General features: G+C 64.2%; 26 protein-coding genes and 1 pseudogene. 16 read left to right on the forward strand and 11 right to left on the reverse strand.

Translation table 11 applies throughout. The features are described from left to right. Positions 1-66: 66 nt before the first annotated feature. Together ACNJYD_RS16585 and ACNJYD_RS16590 are read left to right on the forward strand one after the other, a co-directional pair. The gene (locus ACNJYD_RS16585; protein WP_439366962.1) at positions 67-1,083 is read left to right on the forward strand and encodes a carbon-nitrogen hydrolase family protein; all 1,017 of its coding nucleotides are present in this window, start codon (positions 67-69) and stop codon (positions 1,081-1,083) included. 21 nt (positions 1,084-1,104) lie between these two features. Then, positions 1,105-2,145: a phenylacetaldoxime dehydratase family protein gene (locus ACNJYD_RS16590; protein ID WP_439366964.1), complete on the forward strand. Its 1,041-nt coding sequence runs from the start codon at positions 1,105-1,107 to the stop codon at positions 2,143-2,145. A gap of 4 nt (positions 2,146-2,149) precedes the next feature. On the opposite strand, the gene ACNJYD_RS16595 is transcribed toward ACNJYD_RS16590, so the two are convergent. Continuing rightward, positions 2,150-2,788, reverse strand: coding sequence for an HAD family hydrolase (locus ACNJYD_RS16595; RefSeq protein WP_439366966.1), 639 nt, complete (start codon positions 2,786-2,788; stop codon positions 2,150-2,152). An 88-nt stretch (positions 2,789-2,876) separates the two neighbouring features. Here ACNJYD_RS16595 and ACNJYD_RS16600 point away from each other — a divergent pair, with 88 nt between their 5' ends. The 4 genes and pseudogenes from ACNJYD_RS16600 (at position 2,877) to tsaA (ending at position 5,661) form a co-directional block, all read left to right on the forward strand. Beyond that, positions 2,877-3,830: a transglycosylase SLT domain-containing protein gene (locus ACNJYD_RS16600; protein WP_439366968.1), complete on the forward strand. Its 954-nt coding sequence runs from the start codon at positions 2,877-2,879 to the stop codon at positions 3,828-3,830. A gap of 222 nt (positions 3,831-4,052) precedes the next feature. Further along, positions 4,053-4,791: pseudogene (locus tag ACNJYD_RS16605) on the forward strand (AzlC family ABC transporter permease). Next, positions 4,788-5,138: an AzlD domain-containing protein gene (locus ACNJYD_RS16610; protein WP_172783363.1), complete on the forward strand. Its 351-nt coding sequence runs from the start codon at positions 4,788-4,790 to the stop codon at positions 5,136-5,138. Before ACNJYD_RS16605 ends, ACNJYD_RS16610 begins: the two are co-directional and overlap by 4 nt. Before the next feature lie 31 nt (positions 5,139-5,169). After that, positions 5,170-5,661: a tRNA (N6-threonylcarbamoyladenosine(37)-N6)-methyltransferase TrmO gene (gene tsaA / locus ACNJYD_RS16615; protein ID WP_172783364.1), complete on the forward strand. Its 492-nt coding sequence runs from the start codon at positions 5,170-5,172 to the stop codon at positions 5,659-5,661. A gap of 110 nt (positions 5,662-5,771) precedes the next feature. Here the strand turns inward: tsaA and ACNJYD_RS16620 are convergent, their stop codons facing one another. The 4 genes from ACNJYD_RS16620 to ACNJYD_RS16635 all read right to left on the reverse strand — a co-directional run bounded on the left by ACNJYD_RS16620 (position 5,772) and on the right by ACNJYD_RS16635 (position 8,915). Next, positions 5,772-6,200 (reverse strand): HIT family protein, encoded by a 429-nt coding sequence (locus ACNJYD_RS16620; protein ID WP_260379443.1) that lies wholly within the window; start codon positions 6,198-6,200, stop codon positions 5,772-5,774. A 53-nt stretch (positions 6,201-6,253) separates the two neighbouring features. Then, the gene (locus tag ACNJYD_RS16625; RefSeq protein ID WP_439366970.1) at positions 6,254-7,495 is read right to left on the reverse strand and encodes a GNAT family N-acetyltransferase; all 1,242 of its coding nucleotides are present in this window, start codon (positions 7,493-7,495) and stop codon (positions 6,254-6,256) included. 199 nt (positions 7,496-7,694) lie between these two features. Next, complete coding sequence (locus ACNJYD_RS16630; RefSeq protein ID WP_439366972.1) at positions 7,695-8,441, reverse strand: glycerophosphodiester phosphodiesterase; 747 nt, start codon at positions 8,439-8,441, stop codon at positions 7,695-7,697. Positions 8,442-8,447: 6 nt separating this feature from the next. Beyond that, a complete protein-coding gene (locus ACNJYD_RS16635; protein WP_014494672.1) occupies positions 8,448-8,915 on the reverse strand; it encodes a RidA family protein in 468 nt (155 codons plus the stop codon). Between the two features lie 228 nt (positions 8,916-9,143). On the opposite strand from ACNJYD_RS16635, the gene ACNJYD_RS16640 reads away from it, so the two are divergent. The 3 genes from ACNJYD_RS16640 (at position 9,144) to ACNJYD_RS16650 (ending at position 11,050) form a co-directional block, all read left to right on the forward strand. Then, entirely contained in the window at positions 9,144-9,989 is an 846-nt protein-coding gene (locus ACNJYD_RS16640) for a cell envelope integrity EipB family protein (protein ID WP_212255066.1), read from the forward strand. Between the two features lie 161 nt (positions 9,990-10,150). After that, entirely contained in the window at positions 10,151-10,552 is a 402-nt protein-coding gene (locus ACNJYD_RS16645) for a RidA family protein (protein ID WP_172783369.1), read from the forward strand. A gap of 57 nt (positions 10,553-10,609) precedes the next feature. Further along, positions 10,610-11,050 (forward strand): MerR family transcriptional regulator, encoded by a 441-nt coding sequence (locus ACNJYD_RS16650; protein WP_212255067.1) that lies wholly within the window; start codon positions 10,610-10,612, stop codon positions 11,048-11,050. Here ACNJYD_RS16650 and ACNJYD_RS16655 read toward each other — a convergent pair. Then, positions 11,027-11,437, reverse strand: a complete 411-nt coding sequence (locus ACNJYD_RS16655; RefSeq protein WP_212255068.1) for a nuclear transport factor 2 family protein — start codon at positions 11,435-11,437, stop codon at positions 11,027-11,029. The genes ACNJYD_RS16650 and ACNJYD_RS16655 overlap by 24 nt on opposite strands. A gap of 68 nt (positions 11,438-11,505) precedes the next feature. Beyond that, the gene (locus ACNJYD_RS16660; protein WP_212255069.1) at positions 11,506-11,913 is read right to left on the reverse strand and encodes an ACT domain-containing protein; all 408 of its coding nucleotides are present in this window, start codon (positions 11,911-11,913) and stop codon (positions 11,506-11,508) included. A gap of 198 nt (positions 11,914-12,111) precedes the next feature. On the opposite strand from ACNJYD_RS16660, the gene ACNJYD_RS16665 reads away from it, so the two are divergent. Next, entirely contained in the window at positions 12,112-12,267 is a 156-nt protein-coding gene (locus tag ACNJYD_RS16665) for a hypothetical protein (protein ID WP_008548553.1), read from the forward strand. A gap of 16 nt (positions 12,268-12,283) precedes the next feature. Here the strand turns inward: ACNJYD_RS16665 and ACNJYD_RS16670 are convergent, their stop codons facing one another. After that, entirely contained in the window at positions 12,284-13,588 is a 1,305-nt protein-coding gene (locus ACNJYD_RS16670) for a DNA polymerase IV (RefSeq protein WP_212255070.1), read from the reverse strand. Further along, on the reverse strand, positions 13,585-13,896 hold the full coding sequence (locus ACNJYD_RS16675; protein WP_172783374.1) for a DUF3572 domain-containing protein: 312 nt from the start codon (positions 13,894-13,896) through the stop codon (positions 13,585-13,587). The genes ACNJYD_RS16670 and ACNJYD_RS16675 overlap by 4 nt, the downstream gene beginning before the upstream one ends. A 241-nt stretch (positions 13,897-14,137) precedes the next feature. On the opposite strand from ACNJYD_RS16675, the gene ACNJYD_RS16680 reads away from it, so the two are divergent. Together ACNJYD_RS16680 and ACNJYD_RS16685 are read left to right on the forward strand one after the other, a co-directional pair. Continuing rightward, positions 14,138-14,503 carry a response regulator gene (locus ACNJYD_RS16680; RefSeq protein ID WP_008566616.1) on the forward strand — a complete coding sequence of 122 codons (366 nt, stop codon included), beginning with the start codon at positions 14,138-14,140 and terminating at the stop codon, positions 14,501-14,503. 14 nt (positions 14,504-14,517) lie between these two features. After that, the gene (locus tag ACNJYD_RS16685; RefSeq protein ID WP_212255071.1) at positions 14,518-15,891 is read left to right on the forward strand and encodes a PleD family two-component system response regulator; all 1,374 of its coding nucleotides are present in this window, start codon (positions 14,518-14,520) and stop codon (positions 15,889-15,891) included. A 316-nt stretch (positions 15,892-16,207) separates the two neighbouring features. Here the strand turns inward: ACNJYD_RS16685 and ACNJYD_RS16690 are convergent, their stop codons facing one another. After that, positions 16,208-16,804 (reverse strand): TetR/AcrR family transcriptional regulator, encoded by a 597-nt coding sequence (locus tag ACNJYD_RS16690; protein ID WP_439366976.1) that lies wholly within the window; start codon positions 16,802-16,804, stop codon positions 16,208-16,210. 130 nt (positions 16,805-16,934) lie between these two features. On the opposite strand from ACNJYD_RS16690, the gene ACNJYD_RS16695 reads away from it, so the two are divergent. Next, the gene (locus ACNJYD_RS16695; RefSeq protein ID WP_439366978.1) at positions 16,935-18,173 is read left to right on the forward strand and encodes an MFS transporter; all 1,239 of its coding nucleotides are present in this window, start codon (positions 16,935-16,937) and stop codon (positions 18,171-18,173) included. Between the two features lie 243 nt (positions 18,174-18,416). Here the strand turns inward: ACNJYD_RS16695 and ACNJYD_RS16700 are convergent, their stop codons facing one another. Further along, complete coding sequence (locus ACNJYD_RS16700) at positions 18,417-19,427, reverse strand: lipoprotein N-acyltransferase Lnb domain-containing protein (protein WP_439366980.1); 1,011 nt, start codon at positions 19,425-19,427, stop codon at positions 18,417-18,419. 455 nt (positions 19,428-19,882) lie between these two features. On the opposite strand from ACNJYD_RS16700, the gene ACNJYD_RS16705 reads away from it, so the two are divergent. The 3 genes from ACNJYD_RS16705 to ACNJYD_RS16715 all read left to right on the forward strand — a co-directional run bounded on the left by ACNJYD_RS16705 (position 19,883) and on the right by ACNJYD_RS16715 (position 25,366). Further along, positions 19,883-20,086, forward strand: a complete 204-nt coding sequence (locus tag ACNJYD_RS16705) for a hypothetical protein (RefSeq protein ID WP_439366982.1) — start codon at positions 19,883-19,885, stop codon at positions 20,084-20,086. A 166-nt stretch (positions 20,087-20,252) separates the two neighbouring features. Then, positions 20,253-21,614 carry an amidohydrolase family protein gene (locus tag ACNJYD_RS16710; RefSeq protein ID WP_439366984.1) on the forward strand — a complete coding sequence of 454 codons (1,362 nt, stop codon included), beginning with the start codon at positions 20,253-20,255 and terminating at the stop codon, positions 21,612-21,614. 359 nt (positions 21,615-21,973) lie between these two features. Next, a complete protein-coding gene (locus tag ACNJYD_RS16715) occupies positions 21,974-25,366 on the forward strand; it encodes an AAA family ATPase (RefSeq protein WP_439366986.1) in 3,393 nt (1,130 codons plus the stop codon). The last annotated feature ends 53 nt before the right edge of the window (positions 25,367-25,419 follow it).

Consider the following 25,419-nt stretch of genomic DNA (forward strand, 5'->3'; position numbering starts at 1 on the left):
CTGCCCGGCTTGGCCAAATAGACTGCATCGGACGTGGCTTGGGATCAACCGGCAATGGAGGCAGGAATGGGCATCGAGCATCCGAAATACAAGGTTGCGGTCGTTCAGGCGGCGCCGGCCTGGCTCGACCTCGACGCCTCGATCGACAAGTCGATCGCGCTGATCGGGGAGGCCGCGGAAAAGGGCGCCAAGCTGATCGCCTTTCCGGAAGCTTTCATCCCCGGTTACCCCTGGCATATCTGGCTGGACTCCCCTGCCTGGGCGATCGGGCGGGGCTTCGTGCAGCGCTATTTCGACAATTCGCTATCCTATGACCGCCCGCAGGCCGAGCGCCTGCGCGAGGCCGTGCGCAAGGCAAAGCTCACCGCCGTGGTCGGCCTGTCCGAGCGCGACGGCGGCAGCCTTTACCTCGCGCAATGGTTGATTGGCCCCGATGGCGAGACCATCGCAAAGCGCCGCAAGCTGCGGCCGACCCATGCCGAGCGCACGGTCTATGGCGAGGGCGACGGTAGCGATCTCGCCGTGCATGCGCGGCCCGACATCGGCCGGCTCGGCGCGCTGTGCTGTTGGGAGCATCTTCAGCCGCTGTCGAAATACGCGATGTACGCCCAGAACGAGCAGGTCCATGTCGCGGCCTGGCCGAGCTTCTCGCTCTATGATCCCTTCGCGCCGGCGCTTGGCGCCGAGGTCAACAACGCGGCGTCGCGCGTCTATGCCGTGGAAGGCTCCTGCTTCGTGCTCGCGCCTTGCGCCATCGTTTCGCAAGCCATGATCGATGAGCTCTGCGACCGGCCCGACAAGAATGCGCTGCTACATGTGGGCGGCGGGTTCGCCGCGATCTACGGCCCCGACGGCAGCCAGATCGGGGAGAAGCTGGCGCCCGATCAGGAGGGCCTGCTGATCGCAGAGATCGATCTCGGCGCCATTGGCGTTGCCAAGAATGCCGCCGATCCCGCCGGACATTATTCGCGGCCTGACGTCACACGGCTGCTGCTCAACAAGAAGCGGTACCAGCGGGTCGAGCAGTTCGCGCTGCCGGTCGATGCTGTCGAGCCCATGGACATTGCGGCGGCGGCCAGCTGATCGCTACGAGGGGAGGGCTTCATGGAATCCGCAATCCCTGCGCATCTCGAAACTCCGCGCACGCGCCACAAGCGCGTGCCCGACGATTATCAGCCGCCATATCCATCCTTCGTCGCACGCTACAAGCCTGCGGTAAGCCGCGTCGTGATGGCTTATTTCGGTGTCCAGTATGGCGGTGCGGCACCGGCGGCAGCAATGGACGCGTTGAAGGAAATCGCAGGACTGTTCGCAGTGGATGACGGTCCGTCGCATTGGGACCGGGCGCGTTATGTCGATCAGTGCGCCTGCGAAAATGTTGTCACGGTCGCTTATTGGGACGATCTCGCACGCTTTGATGCCTGGTTCGCTCGGGCGCGCGAGATGTGGACCGGCCGGCAGCGCGAAGGCGTCGGTACCTTCATCGAGGTGCTGCGTCCCAGTGTCGCCCGTCACGAGACGCTGTTCTCATCACCCGATCGGCCCGAAGGTATCGCCGTCGCCGCGGAAGGCATGAGCGGCGAGGTGCAGGAGCACGCTTACTGGGGCGGCATGCGCGATCGTCTCCCGCTGTCACAGACGGATGCGATGGCGCCTGGTGGCGCGCCTGAGCTGATCCACGACGGCGCGCGGCTGCGCGTCGTGGCTCATGACAATCTCTGTCTGATCCGCTCCGGGCAGGACTGGAGCGATACCGCAGCGTCCGAGCGCAAGCTCTATCTCGACGACGTCGAACCGGTGCTGCGCGAGGGCATGGACTTTCTGCGCGATGATGGCCTTACCATCGGCTGCTACGCCAACCGGTACATGCAGGTGCTTGCGGCCGACGGCAGCGTCAGCGAGAAGTCCTACGGCCAGAGCTGGTGGAAGAGCCTCGCCTCGCTCGAACGCTGGGCGGAGTCGCATCCGACCCACGTCAAGATCTTCGGCGCGGCTATGAAATATCTCTCGACGCTCGGGCCGTCAGCCAAGCTGCGGCTCTATCACGAGGTGACGGTGGCAGCCGCCGACGAGCAGTTCTTCGAATATCTGAACTGTCATCCAAAGACAGGCATGCTGACAGCGGTGGAGACCGTCGGAGCCTGATCGACTAGGTCGTGCAATGGCCGAGCAACTCGGGATGCGCCGCGCAGATGTGGTGCGCGCCGGCATCGCGTAGCTCGGCTTCGCTGCCATAGCCGTAGAGCACGCCGATGGCGGTCATGCCGTTGGTGCGGGCGCCGACCACGTCGTGGCTGCGGTCGCCGATCATGATCGCGCTGTTGGCATCGACCTTGGCCTCGTCGAGCGCATAGCGGAGCAGGTCGCGCTTGTCGACGCGCGTGCCGTCGAGCTCGGAGCCGAACACGCGTTCGAAATACGGGTTCAGGCCGAAATGATCGACGATGCGGGTGGCGTAGACGGCGGGCTTGCTGGTCGCCACGAACATGCGCTGACGTGTCGCTGCGAGCGACGACAACGTATCCGCAATCCCGCCGTAAGCCTCGTTCTCGAACAGGCCGATATCGCTGAAGCGCTCGCGATAGAGCAGCAGTGCGCGGTCGGCGAGCTCATCGGCTCCGGTGAGCTTTCGAAGACTGGCAAGCAGCGGTGGGCCGATGCACCAGGTCAGCTCGTCCTCGCTCGGCACCGGAACGCCGAGTCGTTCCAGCGCATATTGGATCGAGCGGGTGATCCCGGGCTTCGGGTTTGTCAGCGTGCCGTCGAGATCAAAAAAGATTGTCACCATCAGGCTCGACCCGTGTTGATAATGCCGTCCGTTGCTAGTTGGCTCTGGTTCCAAGTCAAGGTCCGATTTGTCCGATGGCGTCAATACCATGCGAATAGCTCGGGTCATCGCTGTCTTGTGCCAGGCCCTCCTGCTGTCGCCGGCGCTCGCGGAGGAGGCGCCGCCCCCCGATGCGCCTGCGAAGGCCGAGGAACCCGCGACGCCGGCGGAGAAGGCGAAAGAGGCCCGCGAGAGCGACACGCGGGAGTCGATCTGCCTGATCGTGGAGGCGGCTGCGCGCGACAATGACCTGCCGCTGGAATTCTTCGCGCGGGTGATCTGGCAGGAGAGCCGCTTCCAGGCCGATGCGGTCGGGCCCATGACGCGCAGCGGCGATCATGCGCGAGGGATCGCGCAGTTCATGCCGGGCACCGCCAGCGAGCGCGGGCTGCTCGATCCCTTCAATCCGGTGCAGGCCTTGCCGAAGTCGGCCGAATTCCTCAAAGAGCTGCGCAACCAGTTTGGCAATCTCGGCCTTGCCGCGGCCGCCTACAATGCCGGCCCCCGGCGCGTACAGGAATGGCTCGCCGGCACCGGGCCGATGCCGGAGCAGACCCGCAACTACGTCTATGCGATCACCGGCACCAGCGTCGATGCCTGGGCCAAGGCGGGGAGCACCGGCAAGGGGCCGCCGAGCTCGCCGCCGACGAGCTGCCGTGACCTGATGGCGTTGCTCAAGCGTGCTCCCAACCCGTTCGTCGCCGAGCTCGAGCAGCATGTCGAGCTTGCCGCGGCAAAGATCTGGGGCGTCCAGCTCGCGGCCGGCTTCGACCGCAACAAGGCGCTGGCGATGTATTCCCGAGCCGTCACGAAACTGAGCACCGTGATCGGCGAGCGTGATCCGAGCCTGCTAAGCTCGGTGATGCGCAGCCGCGGCACACGCGCGTTCTACCAGGTCCGCGTCGGCGCGGACACGCGCGCCGAGGCCGATGATCTGTGCAACCGCATCCGCAAGGCGGGCGGCGCCTGCTTCGTGCTGAAGAACAGGGGTGTGGCGGGGTAGGATCAGCTGTCATTCCGGGGCGCGACGAAGTCGCGAACCCGGAATCCATCGTGCAGCGATTTCTGTGGCCTGATGGATTCCGGGTTCGCGCCAAGTGGCGCGCCCCGGAATGACGACGGTGGGTCTGGGCCTCGCGCATGCCAGCCCCGCCGCGCCCTTCCTTGACGCGCGCCGCTGTCTCGCCCGTTATGCAGCCACGATTCCTCACCAGCCAAAGCTCCCGTGGCGCTTCCTCCGCTCGATTCACCACAATGGCAAAGTCCCTGGCGTGCCTTCGCTTGGGGACTGCGCTCGATCACGCAGACGATCCTCACCATCGTGCTGTTCGTGACCTATCTCGGCATCGGTGCGCTCGCCCACGACACCCATTTCAGCCTGCTCTGGGCGCTGTGCTCGACGCTGTTCGTCTGGGCAGGTCCGGCGCAGATCATCCTGATCACCACGCTCGGCTCGGGCGCCACCATCATCCAGTCGGCGATCGCGGTGACCGTCAGCGCCATCCGCCTGTTTCCGATGGTGGTCTCGGTACTGCCGCTGATGCGCACACCGAAGACCAAGCGGCGCGAGCTGATTTTCGCCGCGCATCTTACCGCAGTGACGCTGTGGGTCGAATGCCACCGCTTCCTGCCGCAGGTGCCGCGCGAACGGCGGATCGCCTTCGTCCACGGGTGGCTGCGGGCTCGTCTCGGTGTGCCTCGTCGCCAACACAGTCGGCTATTTCCTCGCCGCCAACCTGACGCAGACCCTTGGCGCGGCGATCCTGCTGCTGACGCCGCTGTCGTTCCTGTTCTCGACGGCACGCAACAGCCGCGAGGTTGCCGACGTCGTCGCGCTCGTGCTGGGCATCGTGCTCTATCCGCTGGCGGCGAAGATGAACTCCGGTCTCGATATCCTCGTCAGCGGCGTGGTCGCCGGGACGATCGCTTATGGCGTGCATTGGTGGCGGGAGGTGCGCGCATGAGCTTTGCGCAAGCGATCGGCGACTGGCACGCGCTGGCGGTGCTGTTCATTGCCGGGGTCGTTCCCAACCAGATCTGGCGCATGCTGGGCCTGTGGTTCGGCGGCGGCATCGACGAGGGCTCAGAGCTGCTGGTCTGGGTGAGGGCGGTCGCCACCGCGATCCTGGCCGGCGTCATCGCCCAGATCGTGGTCCAGCCACCGGGCGCGCTGGCCAGCGTGCCCGATGTGCTGCGCTATGGCGCGGTCGGCGCCGGGCTCGTCGCCTTCCTGCTGACCCGCCGTTCGATCTTCGCGGGCGTGGTCACGGGCGAAGTCTTCATGCTGGCCGGCAAGTGGTGGTTGGGCTAAAACCGCCGACGAACAGCCAGGGAACAGGAAAATGGTTCGCGAACAGGAGCTCCGCGAGGGCGAGGTCGCCATCGAGCTGCCGCCGACGCAAGATGCCGGCCTCGTCTTCATCGGCCGTATCCGCACGCCCTGGTCATCCCGGCTGGAGACGCCGCGGCAGGGACGTCAGGACGGCCCGATCTGCCGCCTCGAGATCTTCGAGCCCTTCGTGCCGGCGATCAAAGGAGTCGACTTCTACAGCAATCTCGAGGTGCTCTACTGGCTCGACCGGTCGCGCCGCGACATCATCCTGCAGAGCCCGAAGAACAACGAGAAGACCCGCGGCACCTTCTCGCTGCGCTCGCCGGTGCGGCCCAACCCGATCGGCACATCGATCGTGAAGCTGGTCGGCATCGAGGGCAATGCCATCCTGGTGCGCGGCCTCGACTGCATCGACAACACGCCGCTGATCGACATCAAGCCCGACCGCTGCGAGTTCACGCCGCTGGCCGCGCCGCAGAAGGGCGATTTCGAGACCGAGTGAGGGGCGCTCCGCCGTCATTGCGAGGAGCTCTTGCGACGAAGCAATCCAGACTGTTTCTGCGGAGGCAGTCTGGATTGCTTTGCTTCGCTCGCAATGACGAGTGGAGAGACCTAGCCCGCCTTCAACGCCGCCATCAGCTTCGCCGCGTGCTCTTGCAGCACCTTGTCGTCCTCCTTGCGGCTCGCCGGCGGCAGCATGGCGACGCCGTCATGGCGCGGCATCACGTGCATGTGCAGGTGAAACACCACCTGTCCGCCGGCAGGCTCGTTGAATTGCTGCACGGTGATGCCATCGGCGTCAAACGCCTTCATTGCGGCGGCTGCGATCTTGTGCGCGCCGCGGGCGACATGGGCGTAGTCGTCGGGCTTGATATCGAGGATGTTGCGGGCAGGGACCTTCGGGATCACCAGCGTGTGACCGGGCACGCGCGGCATGATGTCGAGGAAGGCGAAGACGTGCTCGTCCTCGTACACTTTGTAGCAGGGCAGCTCGCCGCGCAGGATTTTTGCGAAGATGTTGTTGCTGTCGTAGGCGGTCATGGCGGCGGCTCCTCGAACGATTTGCGCTTACTGTCACCAGCAATTGCGAGGCGTCAAGGCGCCTCGTCAGCCCCTTTGCGGAACGGGCCGAGCTCGGCGAGCTCTCGTCCCGCTTCCGAAACATAGGCGCGCTCGCGCTTGAGGTAATCGTCGATGGCGCGGCGCAGGCCGGGATCGGCGATAAAGTGAGCGGAATGGGTGGTGCGCGGCAGGTAGCCGCGCGCGATCTTGTGCTCGCCCTGCGCGCCGGCCTCGACGTGCTTGAGGCCGCGTTTGATCGCGAAATCGATCGCCTGGTAGTAGCAGACCTCGAAATGCAGGAAGGGGTGATGCTCGACCGCGCCCCAGTTGCGGCCGAACAGCGTGTCCGAGCCGATGAAGTTGATCGCGCCCGCAATCCAGCGATTGTTGCGGCGGGCCATCACCAGCAGCACGTCCTCGCTCATGGTCTCGCCGATCAGCGAGAAGAACTCGCGCGTCAGATACGGCCGCCCCCATTTGCGCGAGCCGGTCTCCATGTAGAATGTGAAGAAGGCGTCCCACGCATCCTCGGTGATGTCCTTGCCGGTGAGCCAATGGATCGTGATCCCGGACGCCAGCGCATCGCGCCGCTCGCGCTTGATCGATTTGCGGTGGCGTGAGTTCAGCGTCGCCAGGAAGTCGTCGAAGCTCGCAAAGCCCTCATTGTGCCAGTGGAACTGCTGGTCGGTGCGCTGGAGAAAGCCGTGCTCGGCGAGCAGCTTCCATTCTGACTCCCGCGCGAAGGTGACGTGGACGGAGGAGGCCTTGCTGACGCCGCACAGCGCTATGAGGCCACTCGCCAGCGCCTCGGTGATGCGCTCGCGATCGACGCCGTCGCGCACCAGCAGCCGCGGTCCGGTCGCCGGCGTGAAGGGAACCGAGACCTGGAGCTTCGGGTAATACCGCCCGCCGGCGCGCTCATAGGCATCCGCCCAGCCGCGGTCGAAAACGTATTCGCCCTGGCTGTGCGATTTCAGATAGCAGGGTACGATTCCGGCAACGCGGCCATCGAGCTTGGCGACCAGGTGCCGCGGCGCCCAGCCGGTGCGGATCGTGGCCGAACCCGATTTCTCGGCTGCTGAGAGAAAGGCGTGGGAGACGAACGGGTTATAGGCAGGTCTTGAGAGGCCGAGGGAATCGCCTGGAAGGACGGATGAGGTTCCCGCGCCAGCCCCATTGCACAATCCGCCGGGATTGGCGCAGGCGTCCCAATCCTCCGGTGACACGTCGCCAATCGAAGGTACGGCCTCGAGCGTGATTTCCGATGATGCCATCGTGCCCAAGATCGTGCATTGCAGCAGCGACTTCAAGGGGTGGGGAAGGCTCGCCCTCGTGCCCCGGACGAAGCGCAGCGCTTCTTCAGCGCTGCGCTGCAGAGCCGGGGTCCAAGTTGCACCGGATTCCTGGAGAGATTGGGTCCGCTCTGCGCAGCAACGCTGATGCGTTGCTGCTTGTCCGGGACACGGGCAAGCCCTACGGCACGAAGCCCTCGAAGATCATCTGGTCCGCATAGCGCCCGACCCGCGTCCGCTGCTCCGCCGTGCGGACGGTCCAGCCGAGCAGGGCGCAGCCGAACAGGTTGCGGGCGATCCAGGGGGCGGGGGCCGGGAGGTGGTCGACCTTGAAGGCAACGAAATGCGGCTGGGTCTGGAAGCCATGGCGCAGGTACAGCATGCTGTCGCGCTGCTCTTGGGTGAGCTTGGCCCAGTACTCGTCCTCATAGCTCCGCTGCGCGACGACGCCGCGGGGGCGAGAGGGGAGCAATTCACGTAGTGCCAGAACCTGGTCGGGATCGAAGGACATGCCGACGGCGGGGCCATCATAGGACGCCAGCACCTCGGCCATCCGCTTCACCAGCTTGCGGTCGCCGCCGAAATGGCTCTTCACCTCGATCACCAGGGGCACACGTCCGGCGACCAGGGCGCAGAGGTCTGCGAGCGACATCATCCGCTCATCGGTGTCCTTGAACCTGACGGCCTTGAGCTCGGCCGCGGTCTTTGCGACCACATCGCCGGTGGCCTCGGTGAGTCGGCCCAGGGCATGGTCGTGATGGACCATGGCCTCGCCGTCGGCCGAGAGCTGGATATCGACCTCGATCGCGAAATTGCCGGCAATTGCAGCCTGCACCGCGCCCGGCATGTTCTCGACGATGCCGCGCGAAATGTCGTGCAGGCCGCGATGGGCGACCGGCCGGGCTGTCAGCCAATCCGGAGCGCGCATTTGGCGTCAGGCGACCTCGAACACGCCTTCGACCTCGACCGCCGCATCCGCGGGCAGCGAGGCGACGCCGACGGTGGTACGGGCGTGGCGGCCCTTGTCGCCGAAGGCGGCGACCATCAGGTCGGAGGCGCCATTCAGCACCTTGGGCCCGTCCAGGAAATCCGGGGCCGAGTTGATGAAGCCGCCGAGCCGCACCACGCGTACGACCTTGTCGAGATCGCCGAGCGCCGCCTTGACCTGGGCCAGCAGGTTGACCGCGCAGCCGCGCGCGGCTGCGGCGCCGTCCTCGATCGAGACGCCGGCGCCCAGCTTGCCCTTGGCAATCAGCTTGCCGGCGGGGTCGAAGCAGACCTGGCCGGAGACGAACAGGAGGTTGCCAGTGCGCACGAAGGGCACGTAATTGGCGACGGGGGTGGGGGCCTCGTGCAGCTTGATACCCTGCTCCGCCAGTTTCTGCTCGACCGTGCCCGCCATGTCCGACCTCGTTGTCCAAAAATCCTTCGCTCCGGCGCGACTGCCGGCCGGGCGCGCCCTGTTTCGCCCATCGTGCCGCCACATGCAAGCAACCGGAGGGGCTGCATTTTGTTGAGGCAGGCCAGCAGGTTCAACGTGAGGGGCAAACTTTTAGTGAAACGGCCTCAGTTGCGGCGCAATGGAACGGTCATTAAAATGTCGAATCTGCGCTTTCCTCAGGGAACAGACATGGTGCACCTTTTCCGGACTTCGCTCGGTGTGATGGCGCTCGCCGCGGCCAGTGTCGGCCTTGGCGGCGGGGCTCAAGCCGCCAACGGTCCGTTTCTCGCGCATCAGGCGCTCTATGACCTCAGCCTGGTCAAATCGCGCAGCAATTCGGTGAACAGCGCCCGCGGCCGGATCCTCTACAATTTCACGGGGAACGCCTGCGAGGGCTATACCTCGGAATTCCGCCAGGTCTCCGAGCTCGACAGCGGCGAGGGCAAGGTCACGCTCAGCGACCTCCGCTCCAATTCGTGGGAGGACGCCTCCGGCAAGAGCTACCGTTTCAAGATCGAGACGCGCATGAACCAGACGGATGCCGGCCGGGTCGACGGCTCAGCCGAGCGCGACGGCGACCACATCAACGTCAAGCTGAAGCTGCCGGCGCCGAAGACGTTCAAGCTCGACGGCAAGATCGTGTTCCCGACCGAGCAGATCCAGCGCATCATCGCCGCCGCCAAGGACGGCAAGTCGCTGCTGGAGCTCTCGGTCTATGACGGCTCCGATGACGGTCAGAAGGTCTACAACACGCTGACTGTGATCGGCCAGCCGGTCGCCCCCGACCGTGCCACCTCGACCGATCCGTCGACGTCGGACGAGCACATGAAGTCGCTGAAGCGCTGGCCGGTCACCGTCAGCTATTTCGACCGCGAGGCCCAGCAGAAGGAAGGCGAGCAGACCCCAGTCTACGCGATGGCGTTCGAGCTCTACGAGAACGGCGTCTCGCGCCAGCTCGTGCTCGACTACAATGATTTCGTCATCTCCGGCGCGATGGGCAAGTTCGACGTCAAGGACAGCAAGCCCTGCAATTGAGGGCTTCTCCGTCATTGCGAGCGTAGCGAAGCAATCCAGAATCCCTCCGCGGAAGCAGTCTGGATTGCTTCGTCGCAAGAGCTCCTCGCAATGACGGGGCTAGCTCTCGTCATACTCTCCAGCTACGCTCCTTCCCAACCACAAACTCGGGGAGCCAGCCCATGCCCAAGCTCGACCATCTCCGCCCCAGCGGCCTGCATCACAATCCGGCTTATTCTCACGTCGTCACCGCCTCGGGCGCTCGGACCATCTACATCTCCGGGCAGGTCTCCACCGACGAGGAGGGGCGGATCGTCGGCGAGGGCGATATCGCCGCGCAGACCACGCAGGTGATGCAGAATCTTGGGCACGCGCTGAAGGCGGCCGGTGCGAGCTATTCCAACATCGTGAAAATCACGACCTTCGTCGTGAACTACAAGCCGGAGCTGCGCCCCATCATCGGCAAGGCCCGCTCGGCTTTCTTCGAAGGCATGGAGCCGCCGGCCTCGACGCTGGTCGGTGTCACCGCACTCGCCGCGCCGGAATGGCTGATCGAGATCGAGGCGGTGGCGGTCGCGGACTGAGGAGACCTCGCAGGGTAGATTGAGCCTTGTGAGGCGGTTTCGAAGAAAGGAAAGGCCATGTCGCGAGGGCTTCGCATCGGAGAGGTCGCCGGCCGAACGGGCCGCAGCATTCACACCATCCGTTGGTATGAGGCTCAGGGCCTGATCCCCGGCGTCGTCAGGGACCGCGGCGGCCGGCGCGTCTACAGCGATTTTCACGTCGGTTGGCTAGATCTGATGGAACGCCTGCGCGGCACCGGCATGTCGGTCAAGCAGATGCGCGAATATGCGGCGCTTGCGAAACGAGGCGAAGCAGCGCTGACCGAGCGTCACGCGCTGCTCGCAGCGCACCAGCAGCGGGTGCAGGACAATATCCACCGCTGGTCGCAGGCTTTGGCACTCATCGAAGCCAAGGTCGAATTCTATGAGGAGTGGATCGCCAGCGGGGCGAGACCCGCCGTGTCGCCGCATGGACGCCTCAAGGCCGCGCCGGCCTCATTGGTTGCCGGGCGGCCTTAGCACCCGCCCGACCAATGTGGTGTCCATGTATTCGGTCAACTCGCGCAGTTTCCCGTCCGTCATGCGAATGACGAAGCAGTAGGTGTTGGCGTAGAGCTCGCCGGCAAGCGTCGTTGCATTGCCCCGGCACTCGGCGACGACGTAATCGCCTTCGCAGATGATGCGGGATAGCGTGAGGCTGTTGGGAGCAGTGAATTGTCCGCTGAGAGGCTTCATCAGCCGTTCCAGCACGTCGGCCTTGCCGACATAGTCGCCGGACCAGGCCGTCGAGCCGGTGATGCGCCAGACGAAATCATCGGCCATCGCGGCGATGAACGGGCCGGGGTCGCGACGTGCGCGCGCATCCATGATGTCCTGAATGAGCGCCTTGTTGTCGATCACTGTCATAGGCTGTCTCCTTGAATCGAGGCCAGCCATCTCTCTACAGGCTAGAGCATGCTCTAGATCAAGCGCAATCAGCCCTGTTGCGGCTTGAACCTGTCAAGCAGGAGAGCCATCGCCTCATCGGCCTGGTCGACAGGCACAAAGAGATGATCGTGGTGAAAAGCCGACACGGCATTCACGCTAATGCCGGCTTGGGCCAGACGTGCCGTGATGGCTGCCAGAAAGCCCACCGCATCGAGGGCGGAATGAACCGTCAAGGTGATGAGGCGCGAGGGACATTCATGGCGTAGCCCGGCACGTTCGGCCTCCTCCTGCAGCACCACCAGCGTGGTCCCTTCGCGTTCGCGGAACGTCAGGATGGGGCTGATGGTAGCCGGAATGCTCGCGCTCGGCGCAAGCGTGCAAAACGCGAAGATGCCGTCCATGATCTCCGGCTTCATGTTACTCAGCAGCGCGTCGAGATCGCGTTCGCCTGTCACCGTGCCAGTCCCCGAACCGGTAAGATCGGTTGAGCCCCTGCGAAGCTATCGGCGCCAGCGGCTGTTGGAGCCATCGTCAACATACCTTTGTATATCTCCTCCAATCCTTCTCATGCGCTGACCTTACACTGGTACAATTGAGCGACGGCGGGAGATTCTTACATTTGAGTCCACTCGGGTCACTGTGAAGAGGCTCAAATGAACGTCGTCATTCGAAAGCTCAACGGCTTGTGGCACCTCATCGTCGGGTCTTGTCAGATCCGAACGCCGTTCCTGGAAACTCAGGACCGGCAGTTGGTCGTTCAGTATGCCAGGCGTGCTTATCCGGGTGCACGAATCTTCGAACGCGACTGAGTTGAGCAGGAATAGATCACTCCTGCGCCTTCTCCGGGCCCTCATAGGCGATGCCGCGGATCACCGCGGCGCTGCCGAACTTCTTGCGCAGGCTGTCCACCGCGCGTTCGGCGTGGGCGGCGCGGCGGTCGAGCATGTCGGTGTCGTCGATCGCCGAGCCCTCGCGCAGCGCGCTGACGCCGGCGCCCATCAGGCGAAAGGCGGTGCCGTCGATTTCCTTGGCCAGCATCTCCCGGCAGATCGAGAAGATCTTCGCCGCGAGTTGCGTCGGGGCGGCGATCGACTGCGAGCGCGTGCGCTGGCGGAAATCGGCGGTCTTCAGCTTCAGCGTCACGGTCGAGCCGGCGAGCTCGCTGCTCTTCAGGCGCGTCGACGTCTTTTCGCAGAGCCGCCACAGGATTCTTTCCAGCGTCGCGAAATCGCGGATGTCGGTCTCGAACGTGGTCTCGCTGGAAATCGTCTTGGCGCCGCGGTCGGGCTCGACGCGGCGGTCGTCGATGCCGCGCGCGAGCCGCCACAGCCGGCGGCCGTCGCTCGGAAACTGCCGCATCATCTCGATCTCGTCGGCTTTCTGCAGGTCGGCGATGATGCGAAAGCCGCGCTGCACCAGGCGCTCCTGCGTGGCGGGGCCGACGCCGAAGATGAAGCCGACCGGCTTTTCCGCCAGCATCGCGCGCGCTTCCTCCTGGTCGAGCGCGGCAAAGCCTCTGGGCTTGTCGAGGTCGGAGGCGATCTTGGCCAGGAACTTGTTGCAGGACAGGCCGACCGAGACGGTGATGCCGATGTCGCGCTCGACGTCGCGGGCAAAGCGCGCCAGCACCTTGGCCGGGATCATGCCGTGCACGCGCTCGGTGCCGGAGAGATCGAGGAAGGCCTCGTCGATCGAGAGCGGCTCGACCAGCGGCGTCAGCGCCTGCATGGCCTGGCGGACCTCGCGGCCGACCCGGACATATTTCGCCATGTCGGGGCGGATCACGGTCGCATGCGGGCAGGCTTCCAATGCTTTGAACATCGGCATCGCCGAGCGAACACCATAGGTGCGCGCGATGTAACAGGCGGCCGACACCACGCCGCGCTTGCCGCCGCCGATGATGACGGGCTTGTCGGCGATCTCAGGGTTGTCCCGCTTCTCGACCGTTGCGTAGAAGGCGTCGCAGTCGATATGGGCGATGGTCAGGCTGGCGAGCGCGCGGTGGCGGACGAGGCGGGGGGAACCGCAAGCCGAGCAGCGCCGCACGCCCAAGTTCTGTACGCCCATGTCGAGGCCGGCCAGACAATCCCGGCAGAAGCAGCGGGGCACGGCCGCCTCAGGGGTGGTCACGGCACGTCGCGCTCCCAGGAGGGGTCGCCGAGCGCATCGCCGAGGACCTGCCGCGCTGCGGCAACGTTGGTCGGATGCAGTTCCGCGGCCTCGGCAAAGGCCTTCACCGTGGCATCGTCCCGCATCACGAAATCGAGCACGCTGAGCAGGAAATTCGGGTCCGCGGCGGCATTGCGCAGGGTCTCCGGACCGACCCCCGTCTCGGCCAGGAACAGGCCCAGCCGCTCAGGCTCGCCCGCGACGAAGGACAGGGCCTGAATCGCAACGATTTCAGCGACTTCGCGGGGGTTGTGAACAGGCTTTTTCACGGGGACGGTTTGCCTTTCCGTTAACTTTCGGTCTCTAATTTGGAATCATCATGCCCGAGTCTCGTCCTCAAGTCTTCCGGCCCCGACAAGCAACTGGAAACCACATCGCAGAAAGTGGGCCGTCGGGTTTAACGAAACTCAAGCGAATCTGCGGCTAGTTTGAATCCAGTTTTCGAAACGCCGGGAAGCGGCGTCTGAGGCGTCACATGGACCGGTCCTTCGGACCAATCAGGAGGGCGGGATGGCTAAGACCGTCCTGATCGTGGAAGACAACGAGCTCAACATGAAGCTCTTCCGCGACCTGTTGGAGGCGCACGGATACCAGACCTCCGGCACCAGCAACGGCTACGAGGCGCTCGACCTCGTGCGCAAGATGCGGCCCGACCTCGTGCTGATGGACATCCAGCTGCCGCAGGTCTCCGGCCTCGAGGTGACGCGCTGGATCAAGGACGATCCGGAACTGCGTGCCATTCCCGTCGTCGCGGTCACGGCGTTCGCGATGAAGGGCGACGAAGAGCGCATCCGCGAGGGCGGCTGCGAAGCCTATTTGTCCAAGCCGATCTCGGTCGGCAAATTCATTGAGACGGTCCGGCGTTTTATCGGATAGGAAGTGAGTTCACAGTGTCCGCGCGTATCCTGGTCGTCGATGACGTTCCCGCCAACGTCAAGCTGCTCGAAGCCCGCCTGTCCGCCGAATATTTCGACGTGATGACCGCCGCGAATGGCGCCGAGGCGCTCGCGATCTCGAGGCGTGCCGAATGCGACATCATCCTGCTCGACGTGATGATGCCCGACATGGACGGCTTCGAGGTCTGCCGCCGCCTCAAGACCGATCCGGCCACGCACCACATTCCTGTCGTGATGGTCACCGCGCTCGACAGCCCCGCCGACCGCAATCGCGGGCTCGAGGCCGGCGCTGATGACTTCCTGACCAAACCCGTCTCCGATGTCGTGCTGATCGCGCGGGTGCGCTCGCTGACGCGGCTGAAGATGATGACCGATGAGCTGCGCATGCGCGCCATCACCTCGCTCGAGATCGGCATGCAGGCGCCCGAGCGCAGTGCGATCGCCGACACCGGCAAGGGTGGCCGCATCCTCCTGGTCGACGACCGCCAGTCCTCCTACGAGCGGCTGGCGACGATCCTCGCCGCCGAGCACACCATCGACGTCGAGCCGAACCCGACGGAGGCGCTGTTCCACGCCGCCGAGGGCAATTACGACCTGCTGATCGTCTCGCTCGACCTCAACAATTTCGACGGCCTGCGCCTGTGCAGCCAGGCGCGCTCGCTGGAGCGCACGCGCCATGTGCCGATCCTGGCCATCGCCGAGCCCGAGAACTCGACGCGGCTGCTGCGCGGCCTCGAGATCGGCGTCAACGACTATCTGCTGCGCCCGATCGACAAGACCGAGCTCTTGGCGCGCGCCCGCACCCAGATCCGCCGCCGCCGCTACACCGACCATCTGCGCGACAACGTGCAGAACTCGATCGAGATGGCGATCACCGACGCGCTCACCGGCCTGCACAATCGCCGCTACATGGAGAGCCATCTGGCGACGCTCGCCGAGCAGGCCGCGACCCGCGGCAAGCCGCTGGCGCTGATGATCCTGGACATCGACTACTTCAAGTCGATCAACGACAATTACGGCCACGATGCCGGCGACGACGTGCTGCGCGAGTTCGCGGTGCGGGTGCGCAAATCGATCCGCGGCATTGATCTCGCCTGCCGCTACGGCGGCGAGGAATTCGTCATCGTGATGCCGGAGACCGATCTTCACGTCGCCGGCATGGTCGCCGAGCGCCTGCGCCGCTCGATCGCGGGCGAGCCGTTCGCGATTCACAAGGGGGCGAAGCGCATCGAGGTCACGATCTCGATCGGCCTCACCACGCTGGAGCACAAGGGCGAGGCGGTTGCCGACGTCCTCAAGCGCGCCGACACCGCGCTCTACCGCGCCAAGCACGACGGGCGCAATCGCGTGGTGTCGCAGGCGGCGTGAGGGCCGCCCGCACAAAGTTGCGAAAACAACCCCATGCACAGTAGCCGGCGCGAGCCGGATCAATGGGTTATGCGGGGTGGCGAGATGGCTCGCGCCGGCAGCGGCGTCATTTGACCCGTCGGGCAAAACAGGAGCATATTGGTAGGGTGGCGGCGGTCCTCGAAACTCCGCTGTCATTCCCCGCCTTGTGCGCAATCGCGCACTGGAGCGGGGAATCCAGTACGCCGCGGCCTCTCTGGTTCAATCACAACCGCCTCTGGAATACTGGATCACCCGCCTTCGCGGGTGATGACACCTGACGATACGACGACAGCGGCTATTTCGCGCGCTTGCGTCTCTTCTCCGCATCACCGCCCACATCCACCCCCGCATTCCGTAGCAGCACCGTCGCCGCTTCCTTCGCCGCCCTTGCCATCGCCGGATCGTCGCGCACCAAGTCCTGCGCAATCGAGCCGTCGACCAGCAGCACGAGCTGCGTTGCGAGCGCCTCAGCGTCGGCAACGCCGAGCTCGGTCAGGCGGTCGCGAAACCAGAGGCGGCGGCTTTCCTTGAAGGCGATCGCGATCTTCTTCACGGCGCGGTCTTGAGGGCCGAGCTCGGCGACCGCGTTGACGAACGGGCAGCCGCGAAAGTCCTTGGCCGCAAAGCGTCGCTCCAGCGAATCGAAGGTGGCGAGGATCTGCTCGGCGGGCAGCTTGTCGGAGGGGCGTGCGTGGACGAAGCGGCGCTCGAGATAGGCCGCGATCAGCGCGTCCTTGGACGGGAAGTGGTTGTAGAGCGTGCGCTTGGAGATGCCGACCTCGGCCGCGATGGTGTCGACGCCGATGGCGCGAATGCCTTGCAGATAGAACAGCTTGTCGGCGGTCTGAAGGATCCGCTCTTTCATCGTCTGTGGGGCAGGCGGGGGAGCCATGCGGAGCTAAGCATCCTGTTCGCTTGACAGCAGCGGATATCTATAGCCTAAGTACACAGGTCTGTGTACCAAAAAACATCGGCAAAAGCAGACGACGGCACCCGTGCCGCGCCCAAAAGGGAGAAGAAGAATGCCCCTGCTGCAGGTCCTGCGCCCGACCTTGCCGATCCTGATCGGCGCCTCGATCATGCTGACGTTGAGCATGGGGCTACGGCAGTCGCTCGGCATCTTCATGCAGCCGCTGACGCACGACATCCACATTTCGATCTCGGATTTCACGCTGGCGCTGGCCGTGCAGAACCTCGCCTGGGGCTTCCTGCAGCCGCCCGCCGGCGCTCTCACCGTGCGCTACGGCTTTCGCCCGATCATGATCGTGGGCGCGCTGATGTACATCGCGGGCCTCGCGCTGATGGCGACGGCGAACGGGCTTCTCAGCATCATGATCGGCGCCGGCGTGCTGATCGGGACCTCGCTCGCCTGCACCGCGGCGGCGATCGCGATGTCGGTGGCGGCGCGCGCGGTGCCCGAAACGGTGCGCTCGACGGTGCTCGGCATCGTCTCCGGCGCGGGCTCGCTCGGGGCGCTGTTGTCGGCGCCGATCGGCCAGATGCTCAACGAGGGCTTTGGCTGGCGCATCGGGCTTGCCGGCTTCGTCATCATGTCGGTGCTGATGATCCCGGCGGCCTGGTTTGCCGGGCGCGTCGACAAGATCCCGCTGCCCAAGCCCGCCGCCGACGACATCGACGATGCCACGGCCGCGACGGCTGCAAGGACCGCGTTCGGCAATGCGTCCTTCGTGGTAATGACCTGCGCCTATCTCGTCTGCGGCATGCAGCTCGTGTTCCTCACCACGCACCTGCCGTCGTACCTTGCAATCTGCGGCCTCGATCCGATGCTGAGCGCGCAGACGCTCGGCATGATCGGCGGCTTCAACGTGCTGGGCTCGCTGTTCTTCGGCTGGGCGGGCCAGCGCTGGAACAAGCTGGCGCTCTTGGGCGGGATCTACATCCTGCGCTCGCTGGCGCTCGCCTGGTACTTCATGCTGCCGGCAACATCGTTCTCCACGCTGCTGTTCGGCGCGATCATGGGCTTCCTGTGGATGGGCGTAGGCCCGCTGGTCGCAGGCGCGGTCGCCGAGATGTTCGGCCTGCGCTGGCAGGCGATGATCCAGGGCCTCGCCTTCATGAGCCACCAGATCGGCAGCTTCCTCGGCGCCTACGGAGGAGGGCTGCTCTACGACGCACTCGGCTCCTACACCATGGCCTGGCGCATCGGCGTCGCGCTCGGCCTTGCCGGCGGCATCGTGCAGGTCGCATTCGCGCTGATCCGCCCATCGCAGCCGCCAGCGCCGGTGTTGCGGACGGCCTAGCAGGGGCAACTGGTCGCTTTCGTCAGCTTGGGAGCTTACCGCGGACGCCGCGCTGTTTAGCCGTCATGGGCCGATTGTAAACCAGCGCAGACTACAACCGTTCAAGCCGGGCAGAGACGGCTTGCCGCCTCCGATCATGGCCAACTGCCGTAGACAAGCAGGACCCGAGATGGACATGGGCAGGAGAGGAGAACCCGGCGGATCGGCGGCGGCTCCTCACGGGCCTTGTGAGCCCAATAGGGGTCAGGGTCGCACCATTGTCGGCAAGGACAAGCGGATCCGCTGTGAGAAATCGGCTGCGCCATCGGCCGCCTGTGCGGCTTCGTTGATCAAGGACCCCCGCCTCAATTCATCAAACGGCAGCGTCGCATCTATCCGGCCGGAGTGGTAGAGATAGCTATCGATCAGTCCGTTGAACAGATGTCGAATGTCGAAGCGCCCCCGTCGGCCCGCCGCATTTGCATAGCGCACGATGTTGATCGTACAGCTGTTGGTCAACAGATGGTAGAACTCCGGCCGATCGGCTAGCTCGTTGATGCGCGTCAAATAGATCATCAGCAGCCGGCGCGCGTCGTCAACCGATGTATTGAGGCGATACAGGTACACCGGCTCGTGGCGATGGTTGGTGCGCACGCCCACAACATCACGCTCTTCACCGACCACGTAGATGAGCTCGAATTGCTTGAACAGGGAGGCGACGGGCGCAAAGCCTTCGCCGACCTCAGGACGCGTCTCGATGGAGATGGCCAGTGGTGGCGCATTGTCGAAGACAAAACTCACAAACGTGTGCCCGACTAGCCCCTCGGTGAAATAGGAAACGTAGAAATCGAGGGCTATCAAGTGCGACAGCGACAGCTCGCGCTCCTCGTAGCGCACCGTGAAGTCGCTTCGACTTCGGTAGTCGAAGTTACGGACGCCGGTCAGGCGCACGCGGTCGCCGTCGATGGCCGCCCGCGGCATCACCGCGACTTCCGGTCGCCAATCCCGATCGTGTGATGGAGGGATTGAGATCCACCATACGACGACACCGAAAAACATGACGAGGAAGAGAGCGGACATGCGCGGTTGGCGCGAACGCCAGAGCGCCCAAATCGCAAAGCCCGCAAACGCTCCGGCCGCAATCGTACGCAGCCAGGACCAAGGCAAGTTCGAGTAGTAGATGGCCAGTACGGCCCATGTGACGAGCAGGACCCGAATGAGAAGGCCAATCGGCTTTCTCGGCCACATGACCAACATTGATACGAATTTGCGCACTGAAGTCACCTGGCTGCTCCTGCCGCGAAGCTGCGGCCATGCCCTTCGACAGCTGCGTTGTGTCAGATCACCTGTCGTTTCATTGTGAGCGGCTACACGCTACAGTAGCTTTTCGCGAACGAGAAGCGATGGCCTCGTTTTTACAGCGCGTTCAAGGGGCTGCGCGACATCACCTTCGTGGCGCGCGTGTTGCTGCCGATGTCCGTCGGTTCGACTCTTTCCGGGCCTCCGCCACTGGAAGGATGCGGGCCGGGTGATGCTGCTGTCCGGCGCATTCGGAATTCTCCCTGGCCTCGCCATGCTCGCGGGATTTCCGATGACAGGTCCTTTGCTCGGATTTGTGCTCGGCGTCGATCTGATCTCCCGCGGCATAGCCTGGCTGACTATGCGTGGCGGCCGGCGGCGAGAACGGCATAACGGAATGAATCGATAAATAGTGAATGGGGAGTGCGCTGATGGCGATCGCAGTTGAAAGACCAATCCTCCTGATCAAGAAGTTCGCGGGTATGCTTCTCCTGCTTTTCGGTTTGCTATTCACGGCGCTCGGCTTGAGTAACGAGTCCAGCGGATTCGCCGCGATCGGTGTTGCCTTCCTTGTTGCCGGCGCGATCTTTCTGGCGCTCAAGATCATCAGGCGCAACCAGGGCGGTCCGCTCTGACCGAGGTCGCAAGATCGTCGCTGCGAGAGCCATGCACAGCATCGTAATCGCAAAGGTCCGGCCGCTTCAACCGGACGCAGCTGACACGCAACGAGAAGGGCCGTGCGCAGTGATGACAGGAACTCTGTTGAATGCGTTGTACAGCGCGCGGCGGATCCGACCGTCGATGAGCGTAACATTTCGTTCGCTGTCGATCGCGGTGGTGCTCTCGGCCGGGCCCGGTGGAGCGAGCCTGGCGCAGCAAGCGCTTCAGACAGGTGGCGCGGCCACGCTCTTTCAGAACGTCCGCATCTTCGATGGCAAGAGCGCCACGCTGTCTGCCTCCTCCAACGTCTTGGTGCGCGGCAACAAGATTGAATCAATCTCGCTACAGCCGATAGCGGTGGATAGCCCGGCGGAGATTCGCATTGTCGAAGGCGGCGGACGCACATTGATGCCCGGCCTCATCGACAACCATTGGCATGCGATGCTGATCCGAGTCACGCCGGCACAGTCGCTCGGCGACGTCGGCTACGTCAATCTTGTCGCTGGCGACGAGGCCACGCACACTCTGATGCGCGGTTTTACTAGCGTTCGAGATGTGGGCGGGCCGGTGTTCGGGCTCAAAAGCGCCATCGACGAAGGTATCATCAAGGGTCCGCGCATTTATCCGTCCGGCGCGGTCATTACTGTCACGAGTGGGCATGGGGACTTCCGCCAGCTTACCGACCTGCCGCGGACGATCGGCGGCATGCTCACCCGCATGGAGCAGACCGGCGGGGCAATGGTTGCGGACAGTCCCGACGAGGTCCGCGTCCGTGTCCGCGAACAGCTCATGCAAGGCGCCTCCCAAGTCAAGTTGACGGCTGGCGGCGGAGTGTCGTCACCTTTCAGTCCAATCGACGTGACCACGTTCACCGAACCCGAAATACGCGCGGCCGTCGAAGCGGCTGAGAACTGGGGCACGTACGTCGCTGCGCATGCCTTTACGGCTGCTGCAATTCGGGGAGCCATTGCGGCTGGGGTGAAGTGTATCGAACACGGCTTGCTGATGGACGACGCAACAGCGAAGCTGATGGCAGAGAAGGGTGTTTGGCTGAGTATGCAGCCTCTCCCCGAGGATTTGAGGCTGGGCTTTCCTGTAGGCTCCATCCAGCGAGCCAAGGCGGATGAGGTCTGGCCCGGCATAGCCAGATCCTACGAGTTGGCGAGGAAGTACAAGATCAAGACGGCGTGGGGCACCGACGTCCTGTTCTCTGCAGCGCTCGCGCGCCAACAGGGGGCCATCCTGGCCTCACTCGCTCGCTGGTACACGCCCGCCGAAGCGCTGACCATGGCGACATCGACGAATGCCGAACTGCTGGCGCTATCGGGCAAGCGGAATCCCTATCCCGGCAAACTTGGCGTCGTGGAACAGGGCGCACTCGCGGATTTGCTGCTCGTCGACGGAAATCCCCTGGACAATATCGGCCTTCTTGCCGACCCCGCCAACAATTTCAAGATCATCATGAAAGATGGAATTATCTACAAAGATACGCTTGCCCGTTAGCAGCAACGCCATCGCCCTTTCGATCGACGAAGTCGCGATCGATCCCAACGGTGGGCTGCCAAATTTCGCGTTTGGGTCGTGTCAGGCTGTGGTCGGCCTTCTCAGATTGAAAATGGGCTTGAGTTGCAGAGTGTTAGCCAGTTCATAATCCTAATCGCGCCGGCCAGCTTAAGCTTTTCGAGACAACCGCTCGGGAGGCAACGATGACACCCGGCTGGCTCATTTTCCCTGCGACTATCGCCTGTGTCTGCTTCCTGGCCATTGTGAGTTTGATCATGCTTGGCGCTTGGTAGGCGGCTGACGAAGAGAATCTTGAAAGAGCGCGCTCTGAAGATTCGCCCATAGACCGACGCGAACTCATGTCGGTCGGAATTCGATCGGGTGCGGCCATGGATTGCGCGAATTGCGGCAGAGTCAATCCGGAGGGAACGAAGGTCTGCGGCGATTGCGGCGCGCCGCTGTTCGTTCGCTGCCCTGCGTGCGGGGGCGACAATCCGACGGGCAAGAACTTCTGTGGCGACTGCGGTGCCGCGCTCACGCCGACCGTACCGCCAAACGTGATGACAGGGGCCGGCGCATCGACGTCCATCGTGGCACCGGTCACGGAGCGCGCAGGCTTGTTAGCCGCACCAAGTTCTTCCGCCGAGCGTCGTCAGCTCACAGTGATGTTCTGCGATCTCGTCGGCTCGACGGCACTGGCGACAAAGCTCGACCCGGAAGATCTACGGGACATCATTGCTGAGTACCGCGATAGCGTAGCTGCGGTCGTCCGCAAGTACGGTGGCACCGTCAGCCGTTACATCGGCGATGGCATGCTCATCCTGTTCGGTCATCCTTCAGCGCATGAGGACGATGCCGAACGCGCAGTGCGCGCTGCGCTTGAGATCGCCGCGACCAGGCACGCGCCGGGAGCCCCACCCGAGCTCGAGCTGCGCGTTCGTCTTGGGCTCGCGACTGGCCTCGTCGTCGTAGGTGACCTTATCGGCAGCGAAGCGGCGGAGGCGCAGGCAGTCCTTGGCGAGACGCCGAACCTTGCCGCTCGACTGCAAGCGCTCGCCGAACCGGATGGGGTCGTCATCGCTGAGGACACGCGGCGGCTCATCGGCGGGCTCTTTGACTACGAGAATCTCGGCGCCGTGACGCTGAAGGGTTTCGCCGCACCGGTGCAAGCCTGGCGGGTGCTTCATGAGGGAACAGCGGAAAGCCGCTTCGAGGCATTGCACCCTTCGGTCCTCGCCCCGCTGGTTGGGCGTGAGGAAGAACTCGCGCGGTTGGAGCGGAGCTGGAGCCATGCGCGGGCGGGCACCGGTCAAGTCATGCTGCTCGTCGGCGAGGCGGGGATCGGCAAGTCGCGCCTCGTTGCGGCTCTTCAGGAGCGTATCGAGCGGGAGCCGCACACCTGCTTGCGCTACTTCTGCTCGCCTCATCATCAGGAAAGCGCGCTTTACCCCTTCACCGCACAACTCCAGCGGGCGGCAGGCTTTGATCGTGAGGACACACCGACGACCAAGCTCGACAAACTTCGAGCGCTCCTATCGCCTGCATTGCCGCCCGACGAGGACGTGGCGATCCTGGCCGAGTTGCTGTCGATCCCGAACGATAATCTATACTTGCCGGTTACGAGTACGCCGCAACAAAAGAAGGAGAGAAGCTTCGCCGCTCTGGTTCGCCAGCTTGAAGCTCTCGCGCAAAAATGTCCAATCATGATCGTGTTCGAGGACATGCAATGGATCGATCCAAGCTCGCGCGAGCTGCTGGACCGAACCGTCGATCGCGTAGCAAGCCTACCGGTTTTGGTCTTGATCACCTACCGCCCCGAGTTCCAGTTGGTATGGACCGGAAAGCCGCATGTCAGCTCGCTCGTGCTGAACCGGCTTGACCAGAAAGCGGGCGCTGCGCTGATCCGGAGCGTGGCAGGTGGCCAGACGCTGCCGACCGAAATCGTCAATGAAATTGCCGAACGAACGGATGGCGTGCCGCTGTTCGTTGAGGAGTTGACCAAAGCGGTGCTCGAAACGAGCCCCGAGGGTATCGCGCGAGCGATCTCCTTCGCGCCGCTGCCCGGACTTGCCGTACCGGCCACGCTACATGCTTCGTTGATGGCGCGGCTCGACCGGATTGGCCCGATCGCCAAGGAGGTGGCACAAATCGGCGCGGCTATCGGCCGCGAGTTCTCCTACGATCTACTGGCCTCGGTCGCACAGCGGTGCGACAACGAGTTGCGGGCGGCGCTCGACCGGCTGATCAACACCGGCCTCGTGTTTGGGAGTGTCGAGCCGCCCGACGCCAATTTCTTGTTCAAACATGCACTGGTCCAGGATGCGGCATACGGCACAATGTTGCGCGGCCAACGCCGCGAGCTGCACGCGCGGATCGCTGGCGCACTGGAGGAGAGGCTTGCCAGGGGCATCCAAGAGCAGCCGGAAATCCTCGCCCACCACTGCGGACATGCGGGCCTGGCCGAAAAGGCGGTTTCCTATTGGCAGGAGGCTGGTGAGCGTTCAAAGGCTCGATCGGCAATGACAGAAGCAATCGCGCAGATGCGAAAGGCGCTCGATCTGCTATCCCAACTGCCGGATACTCCCGCGCGCCAGCGCACCGAAACCGACCTTCAGCTCGCGCTTGGCGGTGCACTGATCGCCGCGAAGGGCCACGCGGCCGAAGAGACCGGCAGGGCCTACGCCCGGGCGCGTTGCCTCTGCGAGGCACTCAACGACACGCCGAACCTGCTCAAGGCACTCTGGGGCGAGTTCGTGCATTATCACGTCCGTGGTGACACGGACCGATCGCATCGCATCGCCGAGAATCTGCTTGATTTGGCCGGACGACAGAACGATGCGGCCATTCTTGTCGCCGGTCATCGGGCAGTCGGCGATAGCTGGCTTCATCGTGGACAATTGGCCTTGGCGCGCAGCCATCTCGAGCGGGGGCTCGCCCTTTACGATCCGGCGCAGCAGCGCTCTCTGACGGCCCTGTTCGCAGAAAACGCCCGCGTGGCGATGCTTTCGTTCCTCTCGCTGACATGTGGCCTTCTTGGCTTCGCCGATCAGGCGCGCGTGCAGAGCAGTGACGCCCTGGCAGAGGCCCGCGATTCGTCGCACCCGATCAGCCTCGCATTCGCGCTGAGCGTTGCCTGCCGATTGCATTTCGTGCTCGAAGACGCGGGCATGGTTGGGCGACGGGCGGACGAGCTGGTTGCGCTCACCACCGAGCAGCGCTTTGCCTTCTTTCTCGCGATGGGGACGGCATATCGCGGCTGGACGCTGGCCGAAGCCGGCGACCCCGAGGCCGGGGTGGACTTGCTGCGGCGCGGCATCGAGGGATTCCAGGCGTCCGGCGCAGCATGGACTCTTCCGTTCTACCTCGCGCAGCTCGCAGCAGCCGAGGCAAAGGCAGCACGATTTGAAACCGGGCTCGGCCAACTCTCCGACGCCTTGGCACTCACCCAGAAATCGGGGGTGCGGTGGTTCGAGGCCGAGCTGCATCGGCGCCGAGGCGAGTTGATGCTGAGGGCTCGGCCAGGCGCCGAGGCCGATGCGGAGACCGAGTTTCGCCACGCCATTGCGATTGCTCACCAGCAGGAGGCGAAACTCTGGGAACTTCGCTCCGCCGTCAGTCTCGCCCGGCTCTGGCGTGATCAGGACAGGGGTGATGAAGCACGCGGTCTTCTCGCGCCGGTCTACGGTTGGTTCGACGAGGGCTTCGATACCCGCGACTTGAAGGAAAGCAAGGCGCTGCTGGAAGAACTCTGAGTGTGACACGTGGAACTTATCGTCAGCGCGCTCCATTGGAGCTCCGAAGCGTT

Source organism: Bradyrhizobium sp. SPXBL-02 (assembly GCF_051853065.1).
Lineage (GTDB): Bacteria > Pseudomonadota > Alphaproteobacteria > Rhizobiales > Xanthobacteraceae > Bradyrhizobium.

What these genes read in the sequence shown, in the direction of transcription:
- tsaA (WP_172783364.1), top strand. Translation starts at nt 5,170, where the DNA reads ATGGTTCGCGAACAGGAGCTCCGCGAGGGCGAGGTCGCCATCGAGCTG.
- ACNJYD_RS16645 (WP_172783369.1), top strand. Translation starts at nt 10,151, where the DNA reads ATGCCCAAGCTCGACCATCTCCGCCCCAGCGGCCTGCATCACAATCCG.
- ACNJYD_RS16610 (WP_172783363.1), top strand. Translation starts at nt 4,788, where the DNA reads ATGAGCTTTGCGCAAGCGATCGGCGACTGGCACGCGCTGGCGGTGCTG.
- ACNJYD_RS16620 (WP_260379443.1), bottom strand. Translation starts at nt 6,200, where the DNA reads ATGACCGCCTACGACAGCAACAACATCTTCGCAAAAATCCTGCGCGGC.
- ACNJYD_RS16600 (WP_439366968.1), top strand. Translation starts at nt 2,877, where the DNA reads ATGCGAATAGCTCGGGTCATCGCTGTCTTGTGCCAGGCCCTCCTGCTG.
- ACNJYD_RS16630 (WP_439366972.1), bottom strand. Translation starts at nt 8,441, where the DNA reads ATGCGCGCTCCGGATTGGCTGACAGCCCGGCCGGTCGCCCATCGCGGC.
- ACNJYD_RS16655 (WP_212255068.1), bottom strand. Translation starts at nt 11,437, where the DNA reads ATGACAGTGATCGACAACAAGGCGCTCATTCAGGACATCATGGATGCG.
- ACNJYD_RS16585 (WP_439366962.1), top strand. Translation starts at nt 67, where the DNA reads ATGGGCATCGAGCATCCGAAATACAAGGTTGCGGTCGTTCAGGCGGCG.
- ACNJYD_RS16710 (WP_439366984.1), top strand. Translation starts at nt 20,253, where the DNA reads ATGAGCGTAACATTTCGTTCGCTGTCGATCGCGGTGGTGCTCTCGGCC.
- ACNJYD_RS16635 (WP_014494672.1), bottom strand. Translation starts at nt 8,915, where the DNA reads ATGGCGGGCACGGTCGAGCAGAAACTGGCGGAGCAGGGTATCAAGCTG.
- ACNJYD_RS16590 (WP_439366964.1), top strand. Translation starts at nt 1,105, where the DNA reads ATGGAATCCGCAATCCCTGCGCATCTCGAAACTCCGCGCACGCGCCAC.
- ACNJYD_RS16695 (WP_439366978.1), top strand. Translation starts at nt 16,935, where the DNA reads ATGCCCCTGCTGCAGGTCCTGCGCCCGACCTTGCCGATCCTGATCGGC.
- ACNJYD_RS16715 (WP_439366986.1), top strand. Translation starts at nt 21,974, where the DNA reads ATGTCGGTCGGAATTCGATCGGGTGCGGCCATGGATTGCGCGAATTGC.
- ACNJYD_RS16650 (WP_212255067.1), top strand. Translation starts at nt 10,610, where the DNA reads ATGTCGCGAGGGCTTCGCATCGGAGAGGTCGCCGGCCGAACGGGCCGC.
- ACNJYD_RS16690 (WP_439366976.1), bottom strand. Translation starts at nt 16,804, where the DNA reads ATGGCTCCCCCGCCTGCCCCACAGACGATGAAAGAGCGGATCCTTCAG.
- ACNJYD_RS16595 (WP_439366966.1), bottom strand. Translation starts at nt 2,788, where the DNA reads ATGGTGACAATCTTTTTTGATCTCGACGGCACGCTGACAAACCCGAAG.
- ACNJYD_RS16625 (WP_439366970.1), bottom strand. Translation starts at nt 7,495, where the DNA reads ATGGCATCATCGGAAATCACGCTCGAGGCCGTACCTTCGATTGGCGAC.
- ACNJYD_RS16640 (WP_212255066.1), top strand. Translation starts at nt 9,144, where the DNA reads ATGGTGCACCTTTTCCGGACTTCGCTCGGTGTGATGGCGCTCGCCGCG.
- ACNJYD_RS16665 (WP_008548553.1), top strand. Translation starts at nt 12,112, where the DNA reads ATGAACGTCGTCATTCGAAAGCTCAACGGCTTGTGGCACCTCATCGTC.
- ACNJYD_RS16680 (WP_008566616.1), top strand. Translation starts at nt 14,138, where the DNA reads ATGGCTAAGACCGTCCTGATCGTGGAAGACAACGAGCTCAACATGAAG.
- ACNJYD_RS16705 (WP_439366982.1), top strand. Translation starts at nt 19,883, where the DNA reads ATGGCGATCGCAGTTGAAAGACCAATCCTCCTGATCAAGAAGTTCGCG.